The organism is Nocardia sp. CA-128927 (assembly GCF_050955855.1).
GTDB lineage: Bacteria > Actinomycetota > Actinomycetes > Mycobacteriales > Mycobacteriaceae > Nocardia.
The window spans coordinates 4,844,453-4,869,487 of record NZ_CP192087.1; the positions used below are offsets into that span (position 1 = coordinate 4,844,453).

Genomic DNA, 25,035 nt, shown 5'->3' on the forward strand with positions numbered 1-25,035 from the left:
CGGTTCCAGCAGGCTGACGCGAAGGGGTGGACGGCGTGGCCGACGAGTTGCGGGTTGATCTGGTGCAGCTACGAGTGACGTCACGCTACGTCACCGACAAAGCCCAGCTCATCGAGGACCGAGTGCGAGAGCTCGATCGCACGATCGGCAAGGAGCTGCTCACCGACGGGTGGCGCGGCAAGGCCGCCAGCGCCTATGACGAGAGCTGGCTGGAATGGATGCACGGCGCCGGGGAGATCATCGCCGCCTTGCGTGATTCCGCCACCGCCCTGACCAACGCCGCTGGTCGCTACGAGGCACAAGACCGCGACCGCGCCTCCGGACTCGATGATGCTGGAGAGCAGCAGCCATGAGCGAGGACGCCTACACCGTGAACCTCGAGCAGCTCGACGCGGCCGTTGCGGTGCTGCAAGCGTTCAGTCGCGACGTCGAAGCCGAGCTCGCCGACATCGATCGCAGGATCGGCGAGCTGCACCTGTCGTGGTCCGGCGACGCCGCCACCGCGCAGCAGCAAGCCCACTCCCGGTGGATGGCCGGTGCCGCCGAGCTGCGGCAGAACCTCGACGAACTACGCGAAATCGCCCGAAAAGCGCACACGAACTACACCGCCGCCATCGAGACCAACACGAGAATGTGGCCCTAGATGGCCCCGCCGACCGTGCGCGTGGATCCCGACGGGTTCACCCACGCCGCCAGCGAGTACGAACGAGTCCACAACACCCTGGTCAACGACATCACCACGCTGAGCAACCGACTGGCCAAAGGCGCAGGCAGCGCGGGATCGGACAACGCGGGCCGCAAATGGTCCGCCGACTACGACCCAGCGGCGTGGGACACCGTCGACGCGCTCGGTGATCTCGCCCTGGCGGTCGGGCAGATGCACGACCTGCTGCAGTTCACCGCCGCCAACCACGCCAACGCCAATTCCCAGTCCACACCGCAGCCGAACCCGAACGACCTGGTGTATCCGCCGGGCTCGCTGCAGATCTATCAGCCGCCCGAACCGCCCGCCGCCTACGGTGGCAGCGACCCCGAGCCGACGGGCTGGGACCTGGTCAAAGGCGCTGTGGAGGGCGAGTTGTGGCCCAACGGGGCTCCGGAGAAGTTGCGGGCAATGGGCGCCTCGTGGCGCGACGCGGGCAACGCCCTGCGTTTCATCACCGGGATGCTGCCCGCGGCCCGGACCGATATCGAAGCCCAGCAGAGTCCCGAGACTGCCCAGGCGCTCAAGCAAGCTGACCTGATCAAAACTCAGGTCGAGACCCTGGCAGGGGTGTGCGACGAACTCGGCAAATCCTGTGCTTCGTATGCGAACTCGGTCGAGCAGACCAAGAACGCGATCAAACGCGCGTTGCTGGAGTTGCTCGCGCTGGTCGCGGTGGACCAGGCCGCCGGTTGGATCGGCGCGTTCTTCACCGGCGGCACCTCCGCACTCGCCGCCCAAGGCGGCATGGCCGTCGCCATCAGCATCTACGGTGCCCGCATCGCCGCGATCATCCGCGCTCTGATCGGACTGACCGAAACCGCGCGGATCCCGATAGCGGTGTCCCAAGCCATCGCCCGCGGCTCCGAGGCGTTGATTCCCCTGATCCGTGCCCGGCCGGCACTCGCCGGTGCCGACGGAGTCGTCGCGCCGGGACCGTTCACGACGTTCGCGAACCTGCGCCGACCTGAGCTCAGGGTTGAAACACGAGAAAAGATCTTCGCCACGACCAAGCGGTGGAAGCGGCCCGGCGATACTGACGAACAGTGGTACGTCGTCAAATCCGAGGACGAGGTCAAGGTACCGATCAACAGAACCTACGACGACAAACCATGGGTGACCCAGCTGCCGAAGACCGAGGACGGCAAGTACTACGTCGATGCCGCGAACGATTCTCTCTATCCGGTGAATCCGGCCTGGGAGTTCGGCCATAACAGTGGGTTCGAGCACCGACGACTTCTGGAGATCGCCCAGAGCAAGAGCATGACCCAGCAAGAATTCAACGACTACGTCAACAGCCACCCCGACTACTTCCACGTCGAGGACCACCCCGGGAACCGCAGCCACCGACGGGAGAACAAGTAGATGCCACAACCAGACGAGTTCGGCCGCACACCACTGCATTACGCCGCCGCAGAAGGCGATCTCGCGGCAGTCGAACGGCTCCTCGATGCCGAGGACGTGAACGCCGCCGACAACGAGGGCTGGACGGCGCTGCACTTCGCTGCGCAAGCAGGCGCGCCCCGAATCGTGGCCCTGCTGCTCGACGCCGGAGCCGACATCGACGCAGTCACAGCAAAAGGCCACCCCGCGATCTACTGGGCTGTCAACGCTGCCACCGGAGACCCGGTTGCCACCATTCGCTTGCTCCGCGCACGGGGCGCCGATCCGACCAAGGAAACTATCCAGACCTATTTCGGGCCGCGCAGCACGCTCCACATGGTCAAGCAGGTCTCCAACGAACCCCACATCCGGGCAGAGTTCGCGGACCTGATCGATGATGAGTGAGCACACCGATTTCGACGCCGCCGTCGAGGAGATCAAATCCAAAGCCCACCAAGTTCGTTCGGCGTTGGCCCGCGTCCGCGGGAAAGGTACAGCGGGCAACGGAGCCGTCACCGCCATCGTCGACTCGAACGGTCGGCTGCGCGACCTTCGTCTGAGTCGTGAAGCGCTGCGCTACGGCGACCGACTGGCTGAACTGATCCTGCAAGCCACCGCCGACGCCGAAACCGACGCCGCCACCAAAGCCCAGCAGGCGACCCGCCCGCTCACCGATGACCACCGTGTCCAGGCCGGACTCGCCACCGTCACCGGCATCATCGAGGAACCAGCCTCAGCACCGCGACAACCGATGTCAGAAGACGAGATCCGGGCCGCCGACGACGCCTATTTCGAACGCCTCAATCGAGGCTGGACCAGCTGACCTGCCCAACTGAGATTCACGCCTAAGGAGCAGGGCGGTCGCCTACATCGTCTGTGTCAGGGGGATCAAAGGTCGTGGAAGTCCTCGGCTCTTGTGGTTGCTTGTGGCAAGAGCAGTGTGATTGTCGCCGGGGCGGAGGGGTAACCGCCGAGTGTCGGTGCCGAAACGCGCTGTTCCGGGCGTCCCCGATGTGGCGAGTTGTCCGTCTTGCGTGCACGGGCTGGGCGGGCAACACCACCCACTCCACCGACGCGGTCAATCCCGATGAGTGAGCACCGGACAGCGTCGAGCCATCGCGGTTGCCTGATCATTCAGCTTGCGATGCTCGAGTGTCGCAGGCGGATACCTGGAGTGGATTGACTGGTGACGTACCGGTATTCCGAACGTGCAGTATTCGGTGAATCGCCGCTGACGTTCGTCATCGTGCTCCGGTCTGTGAGAGGCGGCGAGGTGAGCTGTTTGCTCCGTTCGTCAATCCTGGCAGCGGATGCTCGCGAACGGGAAACAGCACCACGGGTCGGCGCGCATGGGGTGACAGCGGCGAGTCGTCCCCTAACTACAGCAGCGGATCCGCGCGCGATATGCTGCAATACAGGACGTTTGCACACAACCGTCTGACGGCATGGAACGACCAGCGTAACGGCCACTGAACTGACAAGCCGTCCTATTCATCTCTTGTGGCCTGAAGGTCCGGGGATCCGTCTACTTTTCTTGACTTCAATCCCACTTCGCCGACTTCCGGAGCTACAACCGACCAACTGCAAGGCCAGATCCAGGGCTGTTGCACACGACGGCGGGCACGGTCTCGACGACGTGGCGGGTACTGCAACAAAACCCATTGCAGAGCAGTGAATCTGGGTGTCTGACCGGTGGCCTTGACGAATACTGGGCCGTCCGGATCAGGGAACGCCGACACCCCCACGCATGTAAGCGAGAAGGAACCGCCGAAGCAGCAGCTCGACGAAATCAGCTGTGCAGGTGAGGGCTTCGATTTCCTCCGTTGTAATGACGAGCACCTTGATCCCGCGAGCCATCGCACTGACCCCTAGGGCATTCGCATTGGTGTACTCGTGTGAGTCTCCCGTAATTCCGTTGGCAGCAATGAGAATCCCGGTTTCGACACAACGGTTTGCAAGTATGTTGATGAAGTATCCCAGCGTGCTGCTGTCAACGGGATGGCTCCAATTCTTGCATTCCACCAGGATTACGGGCGGAAGCGCATGCAGTCCATCTTGATGCCTGCCATTGCAGACGCCAAGGTCGATCTGCTCGCTCCTGAAGAAGCTGACGCCATCTCGCTCCGCGAGACAACCTGGAATGTTCTCAAAGAGGTAGAGCGCCAAGGCTTCATAGGCTTTGCCCTGAGCATCCGTATCTGGCGCAGATCTGGCGATGTGAAGATGTCGCTTGATCTCGACCGGATCGATTCCTCCTATCACCCGTGCACCAACCGGTTCCGGGTCTGCCGCAGGAATTCTCCCAGTTCCTGTCGTGAAACCTTTCGGGAAAAGTCACCTATCTCCATCGCCCAGATCAGTGGAAAGTCGGGAGATACCTCCGGCGTGAACCTCTCACCCGTCCCACGAAAAAGCAGAAGACCGAACGCCTGGTCATTGTGGCACACATAGCGATATAACTGTTCACGTGCCGAATCAATGGAGGACTCGTCCTCCGCATCCTTGACTTCAACCAGAACGGTTTCCCGGATGCGGGGGTGCGTGAAAGCGATATCGACAACGCCTCCATCTTGATCCCGAACCTCGCGCTGGACGATCGCCCCCTGCTCAGTCAGCAGATCGTCTAGTAGTTCTGCGATTCGTCCTTCACGTTGGCCGTGGCCAGTCCACATGATTTTCGAGCCGAGCTTCGCATACTCATTGAGAAGATCGTCTATCTGACTCGACTTCCCTCGGCCTCGCGGAACGAAAATCTTGATCGGCCTATCGACCAGTGCTACATCAAAAGACTCAGGAGCCGGACCGCGAGAATCGGGCGCCCCAAGTGCGAACAATCGGATATGAAATTCGAGGGCCGCATAATTGTCGAGCGCTGCCCTTATGACCTGTAGACCACCGAGCGCTGGCAGAGGAGGTTCGTTTGGATCGACGATGACTAGAATCGGAATTCCTCGCGCAGTGGCGATTCCGATCTCGACAAAGATCGCAGCCCTAGCGCCATTGTTTGAAGATTCAGCCGGAAGTAGAGCAATCCCGCAGTAAAAATCTTCTAGTGCACTGAACTCTGCGAGATTGATTCCGGCGCCAACGTCCGAGGACAATACCTTTTCAAGATTATTTTCGGACAGGACTTCATCGAGTACCCCCATATCGAGCGACGCGGGCTTCATGACAAGGCAGCGCATTGCTGAAGCCTACTTGAACCGTCTGCCGCTCAGCCTCATCGACTGCGAGATGTCCTGCGCCCGTAGAAATCTCGAACCAGAACCTCGCGGCTCACGACCTGAGCACGAAGCTGCTCCGCCCTTCACCGACCGACACAGACGATCGAACGTGCGCTTGGATCCGAGAATGGCGCTTCTTGCGTAGAAACCGACCGCCAGGTGCCGTCACAGTGACGGAACGGGTCGCTAGTTCAGGGCCTATCCACTAACGGCTTGCCGGACGGTTCTGCAGATGCCGGCCCACCTCTACCGCATGGTTCGAGCATTGGGCGTCCGCCAGCCTCGCATGGGCTGTCACCGGGGAGCCGTAGCGACGAAGGTGTCTCCGCTGCCCTGGCTAGGACAAGCGTTGCGCGGTCACATGCGCGCTCTTCGGCAGATCCGGACGTTCTCCGAGCGTTCGACAGACGGCTTGATCAGGGTCGGTCGAACGCTCGCACATGGGCTAGACCGGATGTTAGATGACCGGCGGTGGTGGCTCCGGGTTGTCCACGCCGGGCGGTTGAACGTTGGCGAAGTACGTTCCGTCCATCCACTCTTGCCAGCGCTGACACTGGCTCATCAGCCCCTCGGCAGTCCATCCGCCGAACAACGGAGTCCAGTCGTCATCGGAGTTCAGGTGTTGACTCATGCACCTTCTGACGCGCCGAGCGGTGCGATCGGTTCCCAATGGCGGCGGGGTTGTCCGTATCTGTCCTTAGCGGATGCGGACGTTCGGGTGCTTCTGTAGGGTCTCAAATCTCGTGTTCTCCAGAATCCGCACGTCTCATGAGACACCGTGGTGCGGGCTTGCCCGGGACCTTTCCGACGGCACTCATCCCCTGGTGGCCGCCAAGACTTCCAGAGCGACTGGCTCAGCGAACTGCCCATTCGGGTCGATCGTGAGCAATGCATCGGTGATTGCTTGTTCGAACGCGGCCTGTTGGTCGCCTAGGAGCTGGCGAAGCGGCAGTGAGGTTGAGTAGAGGTAGCCGATGACCTGCTTGAGGGTCCATGGGCGGTCGAATTCGTAGACCAGTCGGCGCACCTGCGCGAAAGATGAACGAGCCAATATCTCCTCGTGTGGCCGATAGTCGACGGCCGCGTTCATGCGGCCGGGCAGCGGGTCCGGCGGCGCGAAGCCCGGCGGCAGGAAGCGACGCTGGATATCCTCGATGGCTTGCTGCCATCCCGTGACCGGCCGCACCAGGCAACTGTCGTTGGCGAGCACGAGTCCGCCAGTGTCCTCGACCATGCGATCGAGGGCTACCAGGACGTGTTCGCGGTCCATCCAGTGGAACGAGCGGCCCATGGTCACGAGCCTGAAACGGCCGAGCTCGCCCGGGAGGTCCGCCGAGTTGCCTTGGGCCCATATCGCGTTGGTGATGCAGGCTGCCTGGGCTTGCCGGGTGGCTTCGGCGAGCATTTCGGGCTCGGGGTCCATGCCAACGGCTTCGGCGACGTGCTCAGCAAGAGGGAGGGTCAATTGGCCTGTGCCACAGCCCAAGTCGAAGAGTCGCCCGGTGCCGTCGAGGCGGAACCGCTGGACGAGGTCGTCGACGAACACTTGGGGATAGCCTGGCCGGTAGCGCGCGTAGTGCCAGGCGGTTCCTGCGAACAGGCCGTCCCGGGATCTGCCGAGTGAATTGGTCACGCTAACCTCATTGCTCTTCCCGATTGCGGGGTGGGGCATGGTTGGTGGGTGCCCCAGATTCATCTTGCGGTAGCGGATGCTGTCGAGCTCGTCGAGCTGCTGCAGAACGCTGCTATCGCAGGGCGATGACTCGATCGAGATGGTTCTCAGCAACAGCCTTATCGAGCAGCTCCAGCTTTGCCGTCAGATCAGCTTTATGTTCGTCGGAGGTATGCGGATCCTTGAGGCCCTTCTCAATAGTCTTGCGTGCCTGCCTAATCACCGACCGCTCACGAGTCCAGTCGCCCCACAGCTGGATCTGAGCAATAACACCCCCGTAGCCAACAGCGATTGCGGGAGCGCAGTACATCAAAATCAATCCTGGCCAAGTATTGACACCGAGATGCTGCGCAATGGAGATCAGTGCGGCGCCGCCCCCCGCACCACCGATGCCAGCGTTCAACCTGCCCGATTGGGGACCACTCGTCGTACGGCGACGCCGTGTCTTGACAGCGACACCGTTGGCCCGTGTCATCGTCGTCCCTCCGGGCTCTGATGATCGCCCGCAGTTCGGGGCTCGATGCTGGGCTCGCTCATTGCCCTTGTGACCAACTCAGCGATTGTCTCCGCGTCGCCGAGATCCTTCGAGTCGAGTTCGACGGTGACGCCACCCCGCGTGATCGTTATTTTGGTCCTCGGTCTGCTTCTGAGCCATGCATTGAAAGACGCAGCAAGGACCGAGAACGCACCGCCAGACCCTATCGCTACGGTGAGCACGTCGAGGGTGCGGGAACTCATGTGCTCAGGGTAGGAGTAGATCTCTGGTTCTGCAGCTCAGTGCGCCAGATCGACCGGCGGTCAGGTCGGACTCGGTAGCCGTGGTGAGCCCGCGCCCTCATAATTCGAGGAAGCGCACGAATCTTCGTGCAATGTAGGCATATTCGTGCATCGCCTTGGCGTCGTTGCGCTCGTACGCCTGGTGTCGAAACCATGAGCACAGCGGCTCGATCGGCTCCATCGTGATCTCGTCCACGAACACCGGAGTCCTCGTAGGGATCGCACAGAACTCCAGAAGCCGGACGACCTCGGCGGCATCGATCGACTGACCGAACAAGTGGCCGCGCACCAACGCCGGGTCTACGAACGACAGGACCAACCGTCCTCCTCTGAAAACCCCAGTGGAGGACAGTCGTACATGAAAGGTCAGAGCGACACGCAGACGTTCGCACTGAGACAGTCGCGAACTATCAGAAGAACTCATGGTGGAATCTCAAAAGGTTTGGCGGTGACATGGCGGATCCGCCATGTTTTTGAGATTCCGCACCGTCGCTAGCATAGTGACATCCTCGCCTGTTGCGGTGGTCAAGGTGTAGAAGTCCGCGGGGCTTTCCAGGTCGCCGGACTCGGCGAGGCGCTCGATCCACCCCAGGGCCGATGGCGTCGATGTCGGCGGCGGCCCGCGATGCCCAGTGGATGAGTTGGCGGATAGTTTGGGCCTGGCCAGGATACGTTGGTGCAGAACAGTTCCTGGCTGTTGCCTTGCTCGGTGACCGGTTGTCCGCAGGACGGGCAGGTGGTGGGCTCAACGATGTCGGGCTCGGCGCAGGCACAGAAAAGAGGTGCCTCGCTGTGAGCGCGGCACCTCTTTGGTGGGATTCTAGGCGCGGACGCGATTCAGTCGCGCGTTGTGTTGTTGTGGTTAGCGGTTCTCGCGGCGGATCTTTTCGGCAGCTGCCGCGACGCGCAGGCCACAGGCTGTATCGCGCAGGATGTCGCCGAGTGTGTCGTGGTCGATTGTGTAGCAGACGAAGGCGGCGGCATCGGCGGCGCCGGCGGTTAATGTCAGCCTGTGGCGGCGGAGCCAGTCCGCGCTGAGGGCGAGCGGGTTCCGCCGAGTGGTGGTCGGCGCCGAGAGTTCGGACTCGGGCACGACGGCGTCCTGCGGGGTCGCGTCGGCCGGAGCGAGGCGGCGGGCGAGGCGTACCGGGTTCTGGTCGCAGTCATCGGCAGTCACGAACGGGCAGTCGGTGCAGCGCTGTGGGCCTTGTGCGAGGCAGGGCAGGGATTCAGGTGAGGGAAGTGCGGGAGTGGGTGGAAACATCGTGTGCGCCTTTCGGTTTCAGTGCACTCGGCTGTTGCCGGTGCACCGCCAGGTAAGGCGGAAAGGCACCTTGTGCTGCGGGTTCGCGACGTAGGCTGAGCTGTGTGTGCAGTTCAGGCGGCCGCGGGATGGTTTCTGATTCAGATCTGACGAGGTCCGAATCAGATTGCGAGAGGACGGCCGAAGGGTCGGGACGCTGATGACCGACATCGACCGGTCGGGGCTGGCGGATCTGGCCGAGGCGTTGACTGCCGCGCGGGACGCGGCCGGTATGACCAATGCGCAGCTCCTGGCTGCTGTGGTGAGGCACCACGATAACCAGGCCCTCGATCGGGTTGGCAGGAATCCACAACGGGCGCTTCTGTGGGAAGCTCTGCGGCGCAAACCTGTTACCGCGGACAAACTTTCGAGGTGGATGCGGGGTCGGGGTTGTCCGCGCGAGATCCGCGAGCTTCGTTTGGTGACCGATGTACTGATGGTTGAGGCATCGAAAAAGGACTCGACGTATCGCGCGCCGGACTTCGGAGAGTTGTGGGCGCGGGCGAATCGGCGAGAACCCCCGTCCTCAGCGCGGGATCACCTCAGGCAGTGGTGCGCGGCGGAAGTGGCGCGACTGCATGGATCGGTGGTCCGGTTGCCTTATCTGACTGGGCATCCCGATCCCCTGGGCGGTGCGATCGAAGCGATGGTGCGTTTGCGGCCCCGCGAACAACAGCCGCTCGAGTACGTCGGCGATGTGTACGCCCTTGCTGCGGACAGGAAGACGGGCTCGGGTCCGGTCGTGGGCTATCGCGAGCTCGTGACCGCCAACCGGCGCGTTGTCTTGCTGGGGGATCCCGGGATGGGCAAGTCGTGGCTGCTGATTCGGCACGCGATCGACTTGCTCGAGGCCGCCGGAACGCTGCTGATGGATCCCGACACCGACCCGGGGACTGTGCCACTGCCCTTCTTCGTCCGATGCGACGCGATGGCCGTCGAATGCCGACGTCGTGAGCACAGCGGCGAGACGCTCACACTCCCTGCGGTCACGATGTCGGTGTTGGCCGCGCAGCACCGCACGTCCGAGTTCGGGGAGGAGTTGTGGGCATGGCTCGAGAAGTACTGCCAGGAGGGGCCCGCTGAATATCTGATCGATGCGCTCGATGAGACGCCCGCCGCCGAGCGCCCAGCGTTGCATCGCTTGTTGCACCAGACCGGTGGATCACATGATCGGATCGTGGTGACCTGTCGGCACGCTGGATATTCGGTCGGCATCTTTCCGGCCACCGGTCGGTGTGAGGCCGAGTTGCTGGCCATGACGCGCGTGGACGATTACATCGACACCTGGGACCTGCCCGCGCAGCGTCGGCGAGAACTCGATCAGCGTCTGCGGCACCAGGCGATCGCCAAGATGGTGCAGATCCCGCTGCTGCTCGTGTTTCTGTGCCATCTGGCTGCCGATCCCGAAGGGGCACTGCCGGAGATCCGCAGCGGTCTGTACGGGCAGATCTTGCGCAGGTTCCTTCGCGAGGAACACAGGGGAGAAGACCGCGGTGTGGATGACCGGCTCTCCGCCGACCCGATCGAGCGTGAACATGAATTACTGGCCGTTCTGCGTCCGCTGGCCTATGCCGTCGCGGTGAGCCCGGAGGGGTGGCGCGATCGGATATCCGAAGCCGAATTGCAGCGCCACCTGCTCGGCATTGCCCGGCCGGCCGGTATGACTCCGGCGCAGGTCTTGCGTGTGGTGTCGGTGCGGACCGGCATCCTGGTTCCCGATGGGGATGTCCGCGACGGTCGGCACCCGCCCTATCTGTTCATTCATCGAACGTTGATGGAATACCTTGTGGCAGAACATATTGCCACCACACCGGAACTGCTCGGGCAGTGTGCGCGCACCCATCTGCATTTGGCGGCGAACTGGCGCGAGGTATGGTTGCTGGCCGCCGGAATCGCCCCCCGCTCGGTCCTGGCCCATCTGGTGGGCTGTGAGATCGATTCACTGCACATCGCGTTGAAACTCGCCGCGGACGCGGTCGCGGAACTCAGCCCCGAGCAGAAGACCGACCTCGACGATCTGATCGCCCTGATTCAAGATCTCGCCACTCGTCTACTGCGCGCCCCCGGCGCGAACCGCAACGTTCGGCATCTGGCCGCAGTCGCGCTGGGCCGGTTGGGTTCTCGGGCCCTGCCGGTATTGACCGACGCCATGACTCAAGACGACACGGTGATGGCTTCGGTCGATGGGCTGGTCGCAGTGGGTGCGCCCGCTCTGCCGATATTCACCGGGTCGATAGCCCCTTCGAAAAAGTTGGAATTCGGCGCGCGGCTCGTGCTGTTCGTGGAGCGTTGCTCGGCGATCGCCAGTATGAGAGATCCTGAGGCCATCCCGGGGTTGGTGGAAGCGTTGTTCCACAAGAATATCGAGGTATCGGCGCATGCCGCGGACGCGCTCGGTGTGATCGGTAGTTCGGCGCAGGCACCGGCACTGGTCAAGGCATGGTTCACACCAAGGCTCCTCGATGAGGACGGTGTGAACTCAGTGGGACGGGCGCTTCGCCGCCTCGACCCGTACTACGCGATCGCCGAGGTAGTTCCCCGGTTGGATGACACCGATCCCGCGATCCGCAAGCGTGCAGTCGAGATGCTGGGAGCACTCGGGCATCGCGGTGCTGTCCCTGTGCTGACCGCTTTGTTCGCCGACCCCGACACTCGAATCGTCTATGCCGCACTGGAAAGTCTGCAGCCGATCGCCAGCGCCGACGCGGTTCCTTCCTTGCGGGAAATCATCGAAGATACCGAGGGTGTCGGTCGGCATATGAAAGCCCGGCGCCTGGCCGTCGATGCGCTGGGATACATCGACGATGCCGCCGCGATCGATGTCCTGGAAAGAGCGACCGATGATCCGGACAGTCAGGTTGCCACCCACGCAGTCCACAGACTGTCGATGCACAGAATTCCGGCATCCTTCGCCGCGCTGATCCGGCTATTGGATCACCCTCGAAATGAAGTCCGTGCCGGCGCCGCGGAGGCCGTGACATACCGCGTGATCGACTCCGATCAGAAAGCACTCGCCGGTCGGACCCTTGAGGCCGCTTGTCTGGTTGCCAGGGCGTACATCGACAATGACGACGCGGTCGGGGATCTGGCTCAAGCACTACAAGACCGGGCACTTCGGCCGTGGGCGGCGTGGGGCTTGGTCGCTATCGGGTCGACGTTGGCGTTCGAGAAGATTCGCGACGCAATGTCCTCACGCGATCTCCAGCTACGACTGACGGTGGCGCGGGCGTTGAACGGAGAGGGGTCGAGACGTGTGAGCTCGAACCGTGTCGTTGAAGGGGATCCGATCGCAGAACTGCGCAGGCACGCGTTGGAATCGGCGTTGGCCGACGAGAACCTCGACGTGCGGTTCACTGCCGCTGTTGCATTGGCCGGGGCGGGCGTCGAATCTGCGGGCCCTATCCTGATCGAAGCGTTGGCTGAAGGAGCCGACAGGCATTGGCTCAGGGCGGTTCAAGGGCTCGGATACATCGGCAACCCCAGCTCGGCTCCGATCCTCTTCATGGAGATGGGGTACCCAAGCGGTAGGAGCAGTATCCCTCGCGATGCTGCCCGCGCCCTGGAAAGCATTGGTACTCAAGCGGTCCTTTACGCCATCGATCGGAGCGAGTTCGGCCCCTACAGTCGTAAATTCATGGATCAGATCGTGAATATGGCCTTCGAGTACTTCGCCGACCGAACGACGACTCTGGACATCCGGCCTGCGGCGATCCTGTCGCTGCATCGACTTACTCAACTTGCGGACGGATACAGCTCCGAACCAGATCGGTAGCGCCCCGGACATGCTCGCGACTCGCGATGCCAGGTCTTGACGCAGGTTGCTGATCTCGTCGGCGCTCATTAACAGTAGCGCTCCGACGGCGGGCCAGCAGCGAGTTCATTGCAGCGGGTGTCCCGCGCTGGTGGTGGATGCCGTTCTGAGGCTTGGGTCGATGTCCGCTTATCGAGCGATCAGCCGACAGAGGTGGCGCGATGTCGTGACCATGGACGAAGCATGAAGAAAAGCCACCGAATTGAGACTGGCAACAGCCGCCACGACGTGAGACAAGCCGGAAATGGCCAGGTCAGTCAGCTGGTGGTCCGCCACGAATTTCGAGACCCTACAGCTTCTGCCGGCGGGCTCATCAAATGCAATTCATCCTGGTTCGATCGTCAAAGGCCGAGATCGGTGTCGGGCTGGTGCGGGAGCGCATAGTCGGTGAACTCGACCGTGCCGTCCTCCTGCGTAGCGGATTGATGTCGCTGTTGTTCGTCTGTCCGCTGGGCCGTAGTGAGTGCGGTGCGTCGCTGTTGTTCGGTGCGTAGCCGCTCGAGTTGGTGCTGGTAATCAGCGATCTGGTCTTGCTGGTCAGCGGCGGAGTCGTTGGCTGTGGCGGGTTGGTGGTCGGTGCGTTGCGGCGGTGGCGTGGCCAGGACTCGGTCCCATTGGTCGACAGAGCCGACGTGGAGGGTGGCCTCGCGTCGGGCGTCGCGGGCAGTGGTGCGGGCCGATTCCCGTGTGCGGGTGGCGTTTTGCTGCTGGGTCAGCAGTGCATCGACGTGGGCCTGTAGGTCGTGTCGTGCGCTGCGACGGTAACCAGGTGTGGCGTCCAGACGTGCTCGTGCATCCTCTATTTCGGTGGTGAGCGCGTGCAGGTCGCGGACGGCTTGCCCGAGTGTGTTCTCGGCGGTGCGGGCGGTGCGGATCGCTTTCTGGGCAGTGTGGTGGCGGCGAAGGGCCTCGTCGTAGTCGGTGTCAACACTGGAGGTTTCGGGGGCAGGGCCGTAAAGGGTGGCGTCGTCATCGACGAGGGTGATGCGCAATTCGAGGTCGTCGATGTGTTGCTGGAGTTGGCTGTCGGTGAACGCGGCCAACGGGTTTGGCTCGATCGGGTCGGACGGAACGCCGAGTTGAGCGGCTTCGGCAGGTAGTTGGGACTCAGCCCAGGTGCTGATGGCGAGGCGTTCGGCGAGGGTGCGGGCGGCGTGCCAGTCGCGGCGTAGCAGGCCACGGATCGTCTCGGGTGGATGTGTGGCGGCGATGTGGTCGCAGCGGACGCGGATATGGTCGGCGGGATCGTGGTCGGGGATAGGAAGACGGTTGTCGTCGCGGCACTCCCCGCACAAACCGTCGTCGCTGCGTCGGGGCGGTATCGGACGGGCTTCGTTCGCGGCGCGACCGATACCGCACGCCACACACGGCAAGTCACGGGTGTTGCGGACGGCGAAACGGTCGTAGTCGGGGTCGTCTTCGCCGTATTCGGGTCCGTTCATGATGCGGTCGCGGTGATACGGCGCGACGTAATAGGGGTGGTCGACCCCGCGGGGGATCGGCCAGTATTCGGGTTTGTCGTCGACGTCGCCGCGGTTGTCGGTGTAGTCCTGGTGTTGTTGTGTGGCAGCGGTTTCGGTGTCTGAAGCTAGTGGACGCATGCGGGTGGGGTCGAGCTGGTCGGGGTGGTCTTGGGCGGGGACCGCCCCATGATTGCGCGGTGGCCGTCGTTTGGGGTGCATGGGAGTCGGTTGGTAGGCGTGCGGGTCATGCTCGGGGGTACAGGCCATGATGAGGTCGCGGTGTTGCGGGTATTGATCTGCAGCCCACCGCAATCGCGCGACAGCGTTGACGAACGGATAGCGGTAGAGCGTGGTGCCGACGCGTTCGAGGATGAAGCGCTGCTCATCGGTGAGCCTCTGGTCGAGCTCGTGAAAGGCGCGCCGGGCCGCGGCGATATCGCCGGATCTGAACAACGCTGCGACCGTCGCGACGCCGTCGGGATGCACGGTTCGGAAGTCGTTGTCGGCGTTGGCTTGCTGGCTTGGTGGTCGTGGTGCTGCATTTTCGGTGATGTCATCCCGGGACGTATCGGGCGGTTGGGGCTCGGGTTCCGTGTCGTGTGGGTGCATGGTGATGTCCGGGTCGGGTTCGGTGGGGGTTGGTTGGGGTTGGTTGGGTTCGCGAAGCAGTGCATCTATGCGCCACGCCAACGCGCTCACGAGCTGGTCGGGCCGCAACGAAGCTGCGCCGTCGGGTTGGGCGCCGAGGATGAGTTCGTGTGCGGTGGCGAGGAGTTCGTAGGGTGTCCATTCACGGCCTCCGGTGCGGTCGATCGCGGCGACCAGCCGCGGCCAGGCCGGGTCTTCCACCACGCGTTCGGCAATCGAGTCGCCGAGAACTGTGTGCAGGTCGGTGATCCAGTCCGGGCGCAGGGTGTGGCCGTGGGGGGTGTCGAGGGCGGAGGGTTCAAGTTCGAGCCGGGACCAGAGTGCGGCGGCGGGCATCTCATCGGGCAGCGGCCGAGCGTGTGCGGCGTCGGTGAGGCGGGTTTCGATGTCGATTCCGGCACGGTGAGCGGTCTCGATCTTGTCGGCCAGGATCGGCCACCACGGGTCGGTCGTGACGCGCGCTGCGATGTTCTGGACTACGGGCGCCCAGGTATTGGCCGGGCGGTGCGGGTCTCCGAGGACGTCGGTGACGCGAAGGTCGAGCAGTTCCTGATGGTCTCGTTCGAGCACGGAGTGGCGTGCCGGCCCGGTCGGGCGCAGATCACGGTCATCGAGGTGCAGCGTGGCACGCCACACCGCGAGGTCTTCGACGAGATGAGAGTTTGCGCCGATGAGTGGACGCGCCCAGCGCGGGGCGGACGCTGGGGTCCACGCCCGCGCATCGTTGCGGATCTGGTCGGCGAGGTCGGCGACGATGCGCGCGCGGGCCGAGAGTTGGGCGGAGTCGTGTCCGGCGTCCAGGCCGCCGGGGATCCCGGTTGCCCACGGGAGCGGTCCGTGACCGGTGGAGTGGGCGCCGGTCGGGTCGAGTCGCCAGTCCAGCACAGCGGCAGGATCGTCGGCGGTGTCGAGTTCGCGGGCGTTCTTCGCGGCGCGTAACGCGTCGATCGGGTCGCGACCTGACAGGGCGATCATCGCCAGATGCTGGCGCAGCACGGGGTAGGCGGGGCAGTCGGTGAGATGCGGAACGACCGCGTCAGCGTCGGTGTCGAGGCGATCGAGACCGTTGGGGCCGAGGGCGTTTTCGGCGGCGAGGCCGACCGCATCGAGGTAGACATCGAGTGCGCGCCCGATGCGCCGGTGCGGGTCGAGCGCGTCACGCAGCATCGTGTGTGCTGATTTCTGTGCACCATCGCGACCGAAAACGCGCAACAAAATCTCCACGGCGGTGCGCGGATAGACCGCCGGCTCGGACCAAAACGAGGCTTCGGAACCGTCCAACGCGGTCGGAACATAGGCGTGGTTGGCGTAGATCCCGCGGGTGAGCGCGACGTAAAGCTGTTGTAGCGACTCGTGTCCGGTGAGTGCGACGTGGCAGGTATCGGCGGTGATTCCTTGCGCGGAATCGATCGTTGTCGCATACCCCAGGCGCACGTGTTCGCCGACATAGACGGCGGGAAGCCGCACACTGTGGCTGAGTTTTCCGCCGGGGCGTTGGTGGATGGCGGTGAGACTGCCGTCGTCATGGACCGCGGTAACGGTCCATGCGTAGCCGTTGCGCACCCAGTCATAGGCCCCCAATCGCAGCCGCGGATCGTTGTGGCGGGTGCGGATCGTGTCACCGACCGACGCCGCAAGACCGTCGCAGAGCGCCGACTGCTCACCCCCTGGCCTGCCTGTACGGGCGAGGCGGTCGGCGCGGGCGCGAGCGTTGAGTTCGGTGACGACCTTGTGATTGGCGGCCAGCATGACGGTGTCGCGACCGGCGAGATAGTCGGCGGTCCAAGCAGTGAAGGCGTCGTCGTGAGTAGCGCCTTCGTGTCCGGCGTGGATGCGGCCGTTGTCCAGATACCAGCCGAGCGCGGTCGGATCGCCCTCGCGCAGTTGAAGGCTCGCGGTGGCTTCGCCGGTGGAGTCGAAGCGCACGACGTGGGTCAAGGTGAGCGCGGGCTCAGGGGTCGCGGCATCCATGTCGGCATCGGCGCCACCGGCTTCGATCGCTGCGAGCTGGCGCGGGTCACCGATGCAGCGGATCGTTGCGCCGCGGTCGGCCAGATACCGCAGCAGCCGAAGACGTTTGAGGTTGCCGATTTTGACGTGCTCGTCGACGATCACCAACGTCTCGGGGTCGATATCGAGGATCCATTGCGGCAACGGCGGCGGGAATTCGCGGTCCAGGGCAAGGTTGTCGGGACTGGGTGCGTGGTTGCTGAGGACGTCGAGGACCTTGTCGACGGTCTCGACGCGCACGTGGATCGACTCACCCAGCACCGCCGCCGCGGCCGCGGTCGGGGCGAGCCCGAGGACCTGCCCACCGCTGCGTTGCCAGGCATCGGTGAGCACTGCCATCGCGGTGGTCTTGCCCGATCCCGCGGGCGCGTTGGTCGTGCGTACCCGCGAACTCGACTGGGCGAAACCCTCGATCACGCTGATCTGCCCGGCGTTGAGCAGCCGATCGGGATTGGCCGTGTTGTACTCGCGTACCGCAGCCTCGACGATGTCGGGCGAAAGTTGGCGTGCGCCAGGCTGCACCGCCATCTCGATCAGCTGCTGCTCGACCGACAACGTGCGCGCCGATGTGTAGCGCTGAGCAAGCGCCGAGGTGTACACGCTGGCCCCGTCGCGGCGCCGCAACAGCACCGGCACCGACCGAAGTTCCGGCTGATCAGCCAGGTCCGGATCGTCCAGGGCAACGGCGTATGCGGGGGAAATGGTCTCGGCCAGAATCGCTTCGGCTACGTGTTCCCAGTCTTCGCCGGTCACGTGTCCGCGGAGTTGGCGTTCGATTTCTGCGCGCAGATTGGCCGCTTGCCAGGTCGCGCGGTGCTCGGAGACGACCTCGACCACCCGCTCGGCGGTGCGCGTTATCCATTGCGCCGTGATCGCGGGGCGCCGAGTCCGGCTCGGATTCAACGCTGCACTAACCATGCGGGACAATGCTTCTCGCCCACCGAACAGCTGCAGAGCCTCAGCCCGCCATGCTCTGCGTTGCTCGGCGAGCGAGCGCAACAGGTGTTTGGTCGGCCGGGTTTGCAGCGTGGCACGCTCAGCCAGATCGAACATTTCCCCCGGCGTCGGCTCGCGGCCGAGATGCTGCTGAAACTGCGCGGCGAGCTGCCCGAGCCGGGTGGTGATTGCGGTATCGCGCCGCGACCACGCGCTGAGCAATGCTGCTGGGATACCGACGATCTCGCGGATGGGGCGTTTGGACGGGTCCTGGCCGGCGCGTTCGGCGAACTCCACCCCGACCATCCGCTCGAGGTGATGCTCGAGGCGGGTGTTGTAGATCTCCGAGACTGTCACCAACGCCGCGTAGATCGTGGCGCCGTCGAGGGTGCGCCACTTGCCATCGAGCGTGCGCACCCGATTGGCCATCAGCACGTGGGTGTGCAGGTCCGGATCCCCGGCGCGACTATCCCGATGGGTGAAAACCGCGGCGACCAAGCCTTCGACATCGACCTGCCGGATACCGTTACGGCCGAGCCTGGTGAAGATCCCGTTCTTCTCCAACCACCGCAACGCATCCTTGACCGCGGCACGGTGTGCGGCCTCGATCTTCTCCGATACCGCACGCGGCGCTACCGCCCACAACGCCGACACCGACTTGACGGGTGAGAACGTGATGTCGAAACCCGCAACTGCGGTGGTGTTAGGGCGCGAGTTCTTGGCTACCCACCCCGACAGTTCCCGCGCGTCAACCGGAGCCCGGTCGTACTGTTCGGTGAACATATCGAACGCGACATGGGTACGAATCCGTGACCGATCTGCGTCAGGAATAGCGTCATCGGGTGCCAATCCGTTCGCGGTATTGTGTTGCTCGAACGCCTTCGCGCACCGTTTCCGGAACTCGGAAACCTCGGCATAAAGCCGGAACGGGTGACCTAAACGACTCGCCTGATCGGCGGCACGGGCGGCGTCTTTGTGCTTGGCGCCGAGGCGTACCTGTTCGTCGTATACACAGGTTTCGATGACCTCGGCGTTCGGATGACGCCCTAGCCCGAACAGCGACTTCATCTGCTCTTCGGTGACTTCGTCACCAGCATCGATGCCTAGCGCGGCTAATCCGGAGCCGTGCCAGCGGCCAGGAGCCTCCCCTTGCGCGGAGTAGTAGTTGGCAAGGCTGGAACGACCCCGGGAAGAGACGTCGTTCGCGGCGACATTGCGCAGATAATATTGATACCCATTGCCTGCCACGACTTTATGAATCGTCGCGGTCACACATCTATCAAGCGCCCTGTCGGCTCAATGGTGCCAGTCTTTCGTTTAACGCTGGTTGCGTAAAATCCACGAAATCCCCAGGGCGTTATGGAATCGTTACCCTAAATGCAAGAGGTCTGCTTGTGAAAAATGGTGGAGAGGTGAGGGGTGGGAGAGGTGAGAGTGGTGGTGGTGGAGAGTGTCAGTTCTCATGTGATGTGGCGAGTTCTCATGTGATGTGGCGGTGGGGTGGCGGATTCTCAGCTGATGTGGCGAGATGTTCTGATGCTGGGACCGAGAGATGAGACAGGCTGCGCCGCTGACGAATTCGAGGCCGTGTTCGTGGCCGGGGCCGGTGTCGAGCGCCGGGTGGGGTGGCGGTCGCTGCCGGGGCTGGTCGGCGAGATCGCCGGGCCGGTGCGGTCGTTTCCCTCGTATCGAGGTCAACGTAACTTTCCTGGCTGGTACTGGTCGGCGACGTTGGGGCGGCGGATCGGGTTCGAGTCGTGGGTCGAGCGGGATCATCTGGTGGCATTGGACTTCGACCCCGCGGTTGTCGACCTTGTGTCTCAACCGTTTCGGTTGATCTGGTCGGGTGGGGACGGGCCGCGACAGCACACGCCGGACTTTCTGGTGCATCTCGAGGGCGGGCGGGTACTGGTGCTGGACTCGCGTCCGTTCGAGCTGATCGCCGGGCGTGATCGTGAGGCGTTCGCGGCGACCGCGCGGGCCTGCGAGATGGTGGGGTGGGAGTACGCGGTCTGGGATCGTGTGGACCCGGTGGTGGCGGCGAATCATCGTTGGCTGGCGGGGTATCGGCATCCGCGCTGTTTCGATGAGCAGGTGGCGGCGCGGCTGCTGGCGGTGTTCGAGGGGCCGGGGCCGTTGATGGATGGCGCGGAGTCGGCGGGTGATCCGCTGGGGACGCTGCCGGTGCTCTATCACTTGGTGTGGCGTCGGTGGCTGGTGGCGGATCTGTCGGTGGTGCTGTCGCATCGCACGCTGGTGCGGGTAGCGCCGAAGGTGGCGAGTCTGTCTGAAGTGGCGAGTCTGTCGGATGAGCTGCTGTCGGCGGGTGGTCGGTGATGGAGCGGCCAAGTGTGTTGTCGGTGGGGGATCAGGTGGTGTTCGGCGGGATGGGCCACACTGTTGTCGCCATCTCCGGCACCCGGATCCGGTTGTTGTCGAACGCCGGGGAGGCGAGTGTGGTGGCCCTGCCGTATTTGTTGGCGGCAGCGGATTTTGAGCTCGTCGGATCGGGACCGGCACCGAAGATCGAACCGTTCAACCTGCTCGACACTTTGCCGGAGGCGGTGCTGGCCGAGGCCAGGGAGTGGGAACGCCACGTCATCGAAGTCGAAACGGGCCTTGCGCCGGGCGATGAGGTCGCGGCGACCGCGCGGCCCGAGTATGACCCGGTGACCCGGACGCTGACCGCGCGGGAGCAGGCGAAGGCGGCGGAGTTGACTGCGGCGGGCCGCAAGACCAGTGCCCGCACGGTTCAGCGGATGCGGCGACGCTATCGAGAGCAGGGTTTGTGGGGTTTGGTCGATTCGCGCTACGTCCGGACATTGACACCAACCGGGAACGTCGATGCGCGGGTGGTCGCGGCGGCGACCACGGTCGTCGCGGCGCAGACCGGAACCTCGACGGGCACGAAAACCCGTGCTATCCGTCAGATCCGGCAGTTGCTCGATGATGAGCACGGTGAGGGTGTGGTGGCGATGCCGTCGCAAGCGACGTGCTACCGGCTGCTTGATGTGTTGTCGAAGGGGCGGCACACCTTCGGCTCGGCGGTGACTCGTCGGCAGAGCGCGAACAAACCCGACCGCGTCTACACCGCGACGTTGGCGGCGCGGCCGGGTGAACAGGTGCAGTTGGATGCGACACCGCTGGATGTGATGGCGGTGATGGACGACGGCGTGATCGGGCGCGCGGAGTTGGTGCTGGCGATCGATATCGCCACCCGCACCATCTGCGCGGGTGTGCTGCGCCCGGTCGGGGCGAAAGCCGTTGACGCGGCACTGATCCTGGCGCGGGTGATGGTTCCCGAACCGATGCGGCCGGGATGGGATCAGGCGTTGGCGATGTCGGCGTCGCGGATCCCGCATCAGCGGATGGTGTCGCTGGATGCGCGGTTGGCGTTGGCGGCGGCCAAACCGGTGATCGTTCCCGACACCGTGGTCATCGATCACGGGAAGGTGTTTTTGTCGGAGGTGTTCCTGCGCGCGGCGGACACCCTCGGCATCTCGGTTCAGCCTGCCCATCAGTTGACGGCCACGGACAAGGCGATCGTCGAGCGGACGTTCTCCTCGATCAACACGTTGTTCTGCCAGCACGTCAGTGGCTACACCGGCCGCGATGTCACCCGGCGCGGCGCTGATGTCGGCGAACGCGCGGTCTGGTCGTTGCCGGATTTGCAGGAGCTGTTCGACGAATGGGTCCTCGCCGGTTGGCAGACACGCCCTCATGAGGGGCTGCGTCATCCGTTCACTCCTGATCAGGCGATCTCGCCCAATGACGCTTACGCGGCGATGATCGCGGCGGCTGGGTATGTTCCGGTGACCCTGACCGGTCAGGACTACATCGAACTGCTGCCCGCGGACTGGCGGGCGATCGGTGACGGCGGGATCCAGATCGACTACCGCACCTACAACAGTCCCGAACTGCGGCCTTGGGCGCGGCAGAGTTCGGGTGTCAGCAGCCGGGGCGGGCGCTGGGAGATCCACTACGACCCCTACGACGTTTCCCGGATCTGGGTGCGCAACCACCGCGGCAAAGGCTGGTTCACCGTCCCTTGGACCCATCAGGGTGTCGTCGGGCAACCATTCGCCGATTTCACTTGGCGCGCGGCACGCAAGATCGCCGCCGACCGCGGCGTCGATGATGCCAACGAGATGGCGGTGGCGGTGATCCTGGCGGCGCTGCTGCGCCGCGCCGAGGCTGGCCCGCACGCGACTCGCGCCCTGGCGCGCACCCTCTCCACCCGGGCGATGACCAACCATCTGCCTGCCGAGCTGACCGCTTCGATCGGTGACTGGCCTGCCGACCCAGCGCCGCCACCGCTCGCGTTGCCCGCCGCCACCGACACCGCTGTCGGCTCGACCGAGGAATCGGTGGAGGTCGCTGCCGATGAGGTGGTGCCGTTCGGCATGTTCGATCCGTTCGATGATCGCGAGGTCCGCTGGTGAGTGACTCGATGCTCTACTCGCGTCATCCCTTGGCCACCAAACAGGGCTGGTCGGCGTTCATCGCTCAAGCCAACCCCGAACCGCCGCAGCTGCTTTCCGATGCCGACTGGCGCAAATTGGACGGGCTCGAGCGTGAAGTCTACGACGACGCCCGCCAGGACTATCACTCTTCGCTGCTGTTGGTCGCCACCCCCGATATCCGCAAGATCATCCACACCGGCTCGAAGTTGATCATCAACAACCGTGGCAAGCAGTTGGGCCGTCGCGGGCTGATCGTCTCCGGCTCCAGCGGCACCGGCAAGTCGACCTCGATCACCCAGTTGGGCAAGAAGTTCCAGGTCGAGTTCGAGCGTCGCAATCCCGGCATCCCCGACCGGATCCCGGTCGTCTATATCGTCGTCCCGCCCGATGCCAACCCCAAAGCATTGGCCGCGGAGATGGCGGTGTTCCTCGGACTGCCGGTCGGGCGCCACGACAGCCCCCAAGCGTTGGCCCACACCGTCGCGGCGGTGATGCGCCGCGCGAGCACAGGGCTGGTCCTCGTCGATGAGATCCATCGTCTGGACCTGACGACCCGCAAGGGGAAAGACGCCTCCGATCAGCTGAAGTATTTCTTCGACACGATCTCGGCGACGTTCGTTTACGCCGGGCTCGACCTCGCCGAGACCAGCTTGTTCACTGGGGTCCGTGGTCGCCAGATCGCCGGCCGGTTCATCCCGGTCTCGACCGAACCGTTCGCCCACCACACCGCCGAGGCCAAACGCGACTGGATCAAACTCGTGGCGACGATGGAACGCTCACTGCGGCTTCACCATCACACACCGGGAACACTGATCGAACTGGCGCCCTATCTGCACGCCCGCACCAGCGGCATGATCGGCAGTCTCGATCAACTCATCTACGAGGCGGCCAACGACGCGATCAGCGACAGCAGCGAGAAGATCACCAGAACCCACCTCGACGCGGTCATCCTCGACATCGCCGCCAACGATCAATACGAGCCGCCGCGCCGACCCAAGCGGTGACCTGAGTGGACCTCTGGCAAGACGACGCGGCACGACTGCCGTTCCGAGTCCGCCCGGTCCAGGGCGAAACCACCTTGTCTTATGTGTTGCGTCTGGCCGCCGCGAATGAACTCGACCGCCCGACAACACTTCTGCGGGCACTGGGCGAACCACTCAACACCGCGCCCTCGCAAACGATGATCGCCAACCGCGACGTCACCCTCAACGAACCCGCCCAACTACGTCTGGCGGCTTTCAGCGGCATCGACCTCGAAGACCTGCGACAACGGCTGCCCACCCTCGAACAGAGCTGCGGCGAACCAGATCGCCGGTCACCGGCGTTCCAGGTCTTCGCCGACAGCAGCCGCATCCGCCGTGCCTGCGAACGATGCATCGCCCGATTACCCGGCACACCCGACATCCGGGTCTATCTCCATCGAGCTCCCGGGATCTGCCGCCGTCATCGACGCTGGGTCGCCACCCACAAACACGAACCCCACCAACTCGACCTCGCCGAAACACCAGAAATCATCACCGCCGTCAAGCGCCGCCAACGCCTGATCGCATCCACCGAAGACTCCCGATGGGCAGTCGGCGAAATCTGGTGGGCCCAGCGAATCCCGGTCGGATGGCTCACCACAACCATGCGGTTCACCAACCTGTCGGACTCGCTACGCGACCAATGGCAGCGCCGCCGAACGGCATTGGCTGTCGCTGGGGCACACGTCCCGAACGGGGTGATCGTGCTACCGGAAGCGATCACCATCGCCGAGGTGACCTGCAACCTGAAGTGGCGACGCTATGTCGCCCTGGCCGAATACGACTACCAGATCCGACCGTTCTATCGGCTCCTTAGCCGTCGCCTCGGGCAGCCTCTCGGCTTCGCCGAGAGAATCAGCCAGCCAGACTCACCAGCCAGGCACTGGGTCGACGAGCACCGTCGAAAGCATCAGGAAACCCGGGAGAACCACTGGCAAACCGCCCGAACCGCCAGCAGCCGAGAAGTCCCACTCCCCGAAATCCGCCACTTCAAATGAGAAGCAACGACCAAGCACGACGACACACCAAATGGCGAACCGCAGGTCAGCGAACACAGTCCCGACAGACCAAGCGGGAAGCGACAGAGAGAGAGGGCGAGATGCGAATTGAGTGGTGAAGAAGAGTTGATGGTACGCGTGGCTTGATGCGGAGGGGGTAGCGAGGTGGAAGAGCCGGGACTGAGGTAGAGCGGTTCAGTCCCGGCTGAGCGCGCAATCGAAGCGCAGGTCGCGTCAGAGCCGGGGCGGGCAGCGGTCCCAGCCGAAACGTTGGCAGGCGAAGGCGCGACGGCCGATGACGACGACATCGCCGACCGAGAGTGAGCGAAGGCCGTGGGCTGCCCAGTGATGGGCGAGTTGCTCGTAGTGAGGGCTGGCGGGGCTGTCGTTGGCGGCGGCGAAGACGCGGTCGAGGATGACACGGTCGGTGGTGCCGGGGGCGAGATCGGGCAAGTGGTCTCGGTAGACCAGGGTGAGGGGATCACCGGCGTGGTAGCCGCGTTCGAGCGCGCTGCCGTCCTGGTTGAGGTGAACGCTGATGCGCAGGCCGCGTCTTGCTCGAAGCGAAGGCGCGATGCGAGCGATGATGCGAGTGAGTATGGATCGGGACACGATGCGCTCC

20 protein-coding genes are annotated in these 25,035 nt (G+C 64.0%); 10 read left to right on the forward strand and 10 right to left on the reverse strand.

The window, feature by feature from the left end:
- Positions 1-35: 35 nt before the first annotated feature.
- Genes ACQPW1_RS22735 through ACQPW1_RS22755 form a run of 5 tightly spaced genes read left to right on the forward strand, consistent with a single transcriptional unit; the run spans position 36 to position 2,909 of the window.
- On the forward strand, positions 36-353 hold the full coding sequence (locus ACQPW1_RS22735; RefSeq protein WP_433664714.1) for a WXG100 family type VII secretion target: 318 nt from the start codon (positions 36-38) through the stop codon (positions 351-353).
- Positions 350-643 carry a WXG100 family type VII secretion target gene (locus tag ACQPW1_RS22740; RefSeq protein WP_433664715.1) on the forward strand — a complete coding sequence of 98 codons (294 nt, stop codon included), beginning with the start codon at positions 350-352 and terminating at the stop codon, positions 641-643. Before ACQPW1_RS22735 ends, ACQPW1_RS22740 begins: the two co-directional genes overlap by 4 nt.
- Positions 644-2,068, forward strand: a complete 1,425-nt coding sequence (locus ACQPW1_RS22745) for a GH-E family nuclease (RefSeq protein ID WP_433664716.1) — start codon at positions 644-646, stop codon at positions 2,066-2,068.
- The gene (locus ACQPW1_RS22750) at positions 2,069-2,491 is read left to right on the forward strand and encodes an ankyrin repeat domain-containing protein (protein WP_433664717.1); all 423 of its coding nucleotides are present in this window, start codon (positions 2,069-2,071) and stop codon (positions 2,489-2,491) included.
- Complete coding sequence (locus ACQPW1_RS22755) at positions 2,484-2,909, forward strand: YbaB/EbfC family nucleoid-associated protein (protein WP_433664718.1); 426 nt, start codon at positions 2,484-2,486, stop codon at positions 2,907-2,909. The genes ACQPW1_RS22750 and ACQPW1_RS22755 overlap by 8 nt, the downstream gene beginning before the upstream one ends.
- Positions 2,910-3,808: 899 nt before the next feature.
- On the opposite strand, the gene ACQPW1_RS22760 is transcribed toward ACQPW1_RS22755, so the two are convergent.
- The 8 genes from ACQPW1_RS22760 to ACQPW1_RS22795 all read right to left on the reverse strand — a co-directional run bounded on the left by ACQPW1_RS22760 (position 3,809) and on the right by ACQPW1_RS22795 (position 8,936).
- Complete coding sequence (locus ACQPW1_RS22760; RefSeq protein WP_433664719.1) at positions 3,809-4,348, reverse strand: restriction endonuclease; 540 nt, start codon at positions 4,346-4,348, stop codon at positions 3,809-3,811.
- Positions 4,345-5,256, reverse strand: a complete 912-nt coding sequence (locus ACQPW1_RS22765; RefSeq protein WP_433664720.1) for a hypothetical protein — start codon at positions 5,254-5,256, stop codon at positions 4,345-4,347. The genes ACQPW1_RS22760 and ACQPW1_RS22765 overlap by 4 nt, the downstream gene beginning before the upstream one ends.
- A gap of 511 nt (positions 5,257-5,767) precedes the next feature.
- Positions 5,768-5,941 carry a hypothetical protein gene (locus ACQPW1_RS22770; protein WP_433664721.1) on the reverse strand — a complete coding sequence of 58 codons (174 nt, stop codon included), beginning with the start codon at positions 5,939-5,941 and terminating at the stop codon, positions 5,768-5,770.
- A gap of 183 nt (positions 5,942-6,124) precedes the next feature.
- Positions 6,125-6,943, reverse strand: a complete 819-nt coding sequence (locus tag ACQPW1_RS22775; protein WP_433664722.1) for a class I SAM-dependent methyltransferase — start codon at positions 6,941-6,943, stop codon at positions 6,125-6,127.
- A 112-nt stretch (positions 6,944-7,055) separates the two neighbouring features.
- The gene (locus tag ACQPW1_RS22780; protein ID WP_433664723.1) at positions 7,056-7,385 is read right to left on the reverse strand and encodes a hypothetical protein; all 330 of its coding nucleotides are present in this window, start codon (positions 7,383-7,385) and stop codon (positions 7,056-7,058) included.
- A gap of 68 nt (positions 7,386-7,453) precedes the next feature.
- A complete protein-coding gene (locus ACQPW1_RS22785) occupies positions 7,454-7,720 on the reverse strand; it encodes an effector-associated constant component EACC1 (protein WP_433664724.1) in 267 nt (88 codons plus the stop codon).
- A gap of 97 nt (positions 7,721-7,817) precedes the next feature.
- Positions 7,818-8,078 carry a hypothetical protein gene (locus ACQPW1_RS22790; protein ID WP_433664725.1) on the reverse strand — a complete coding sequence of 87 codons (261 nt, stop codon included), beginning with the start codon at positions 8,076-8,078 and terminating at the stop codon, positions 7,818-7,820.
- Between the two features lie 543 nt (positions 8,079-8,621).
- The gene (locus tag ACQPW1_RS22795; protein ID WP_433664726.1) at positions 8,622-8,936 is read right to left on the reverse strand and encodes a hypothetical protein; all 315 of its coding nucleotides are present in this window, start codon (positions 8,934-8,936) and stop codon (positions 8,622-8,624) included.
- A 547-nt stretch (positions 8,937-9,483) separates the two neighbouring features.
- On the opposite strand from ACQPW1_RS22795, the gene ACQPW1_RS22800 reads away from it, so the two are divergent.
- Positions 9,484-12,834, forward strand: coding sequence for a HEAT repeat domain-containing protein (locus ACQPW1_RS22800; RefSeq protein ID WP_433664727.1), 3,351 nt, complete (start codon positions 9,484-9,486; stop codon positions 12,832-12,834).
- Between the two features lie 380 nt (positions 12,835-13,214).
- Here ACQPW1_RS22800 and mobF read toward each other — a convergent pair whose 3' ends face one another.
- The gene (gene mobF / locus ACQPW1_RS22805; protein WP_433664728.1) at positions 13,215-19,202 is read right to left on the reverse strand and encodes a MobF family relaxase; all 5,988 of its coding nucleotides are present in this window, start codon (positions 19,200-19,202) and stop codon (positions 13,215-13,217) included.
- Between the two features lie 264 nt (positions 19,203-19,466).
- On the opposite strand from mobF, the gene ACQPW1_RS22810 reads away from it, so the two are divergent.
- From ACQPW1_RS22810 to ACQPW1_RS22825, 4 genes are read left to right on the forward strand one after another with little or no spacing between them, the layout of a single operon-like run.
- Positions 19,467-20,267 carry a TnsA-like heteromeric transposase endonuclease subunit gene (locus ACQPW1_RS22810; RefSeq protein WP_433664729.1) on the forward strand — a complete coding sequence of 267 codons (801 nt, stop codon included), beginning with the start codon at positions 19,467-19,469 and terminating at the stop codon, positions 20,265-20,267.
- On the forward strand, positions 20,267-22,372 hold the full coding sequence (locus ACQPW1_RS22815) for a Mu transposase C-terminal domain-containing protein (protein ID WP_433664730.1): 2,106 nt from the start codon (positions 20,267-20,269) through the stop codon (positions 22,370-22,372). The genes ACQPW1_RS22810 and ACQPW1_RS22815 overlap by 1 nt, the downstream gene beginning before the upstream one ends.
- Complete coding sequence (locus ACQPW1_RS22820; protein ID WP_433664731.1) at positions 22,369-23,397, forward strand: ATP-binding protein; 1,029 nt, start codon at positions 22,369-22,371, stop codon at positions 23,395-23,397. Before ACQPW1_RS22815 ends, ACQPW1_RS22820 begins: the two co-directional genes overlap by 4 nt.
- Before the next feature lie 5 nt (positions 23,398-23,402).
- On the forward strand, positions 23,403-24,413 hold the full coding sequence (locus ACQPW1_RS22825) for a TniQ family protein (protein WP_433664732.1): 1,011 nt from the start codon (positions 23,403-23,405) through the stop codon (positions 24,411-24,413).
- A gap of 234 nt (positions 24,414-24,647) precedes the next feature.
- On the opposite strand, the gene ACQPW1_RS22830 is transcribed toward ACQPW1_RS22825, so the two are convergent.
- On the reverse strand, positions 24,648-25,025 hold the full coding sequence (locus ACQPW1_RS22830; RefSeq protein ID WP_433664733.1) for a hypothetical protein: 378 nt from the start codon (positions 25,023-25,025) through the stop codon (positions 24,648-24,650).
- Positions 25,026-25,035: the final 10 nt, after the last annotated feature.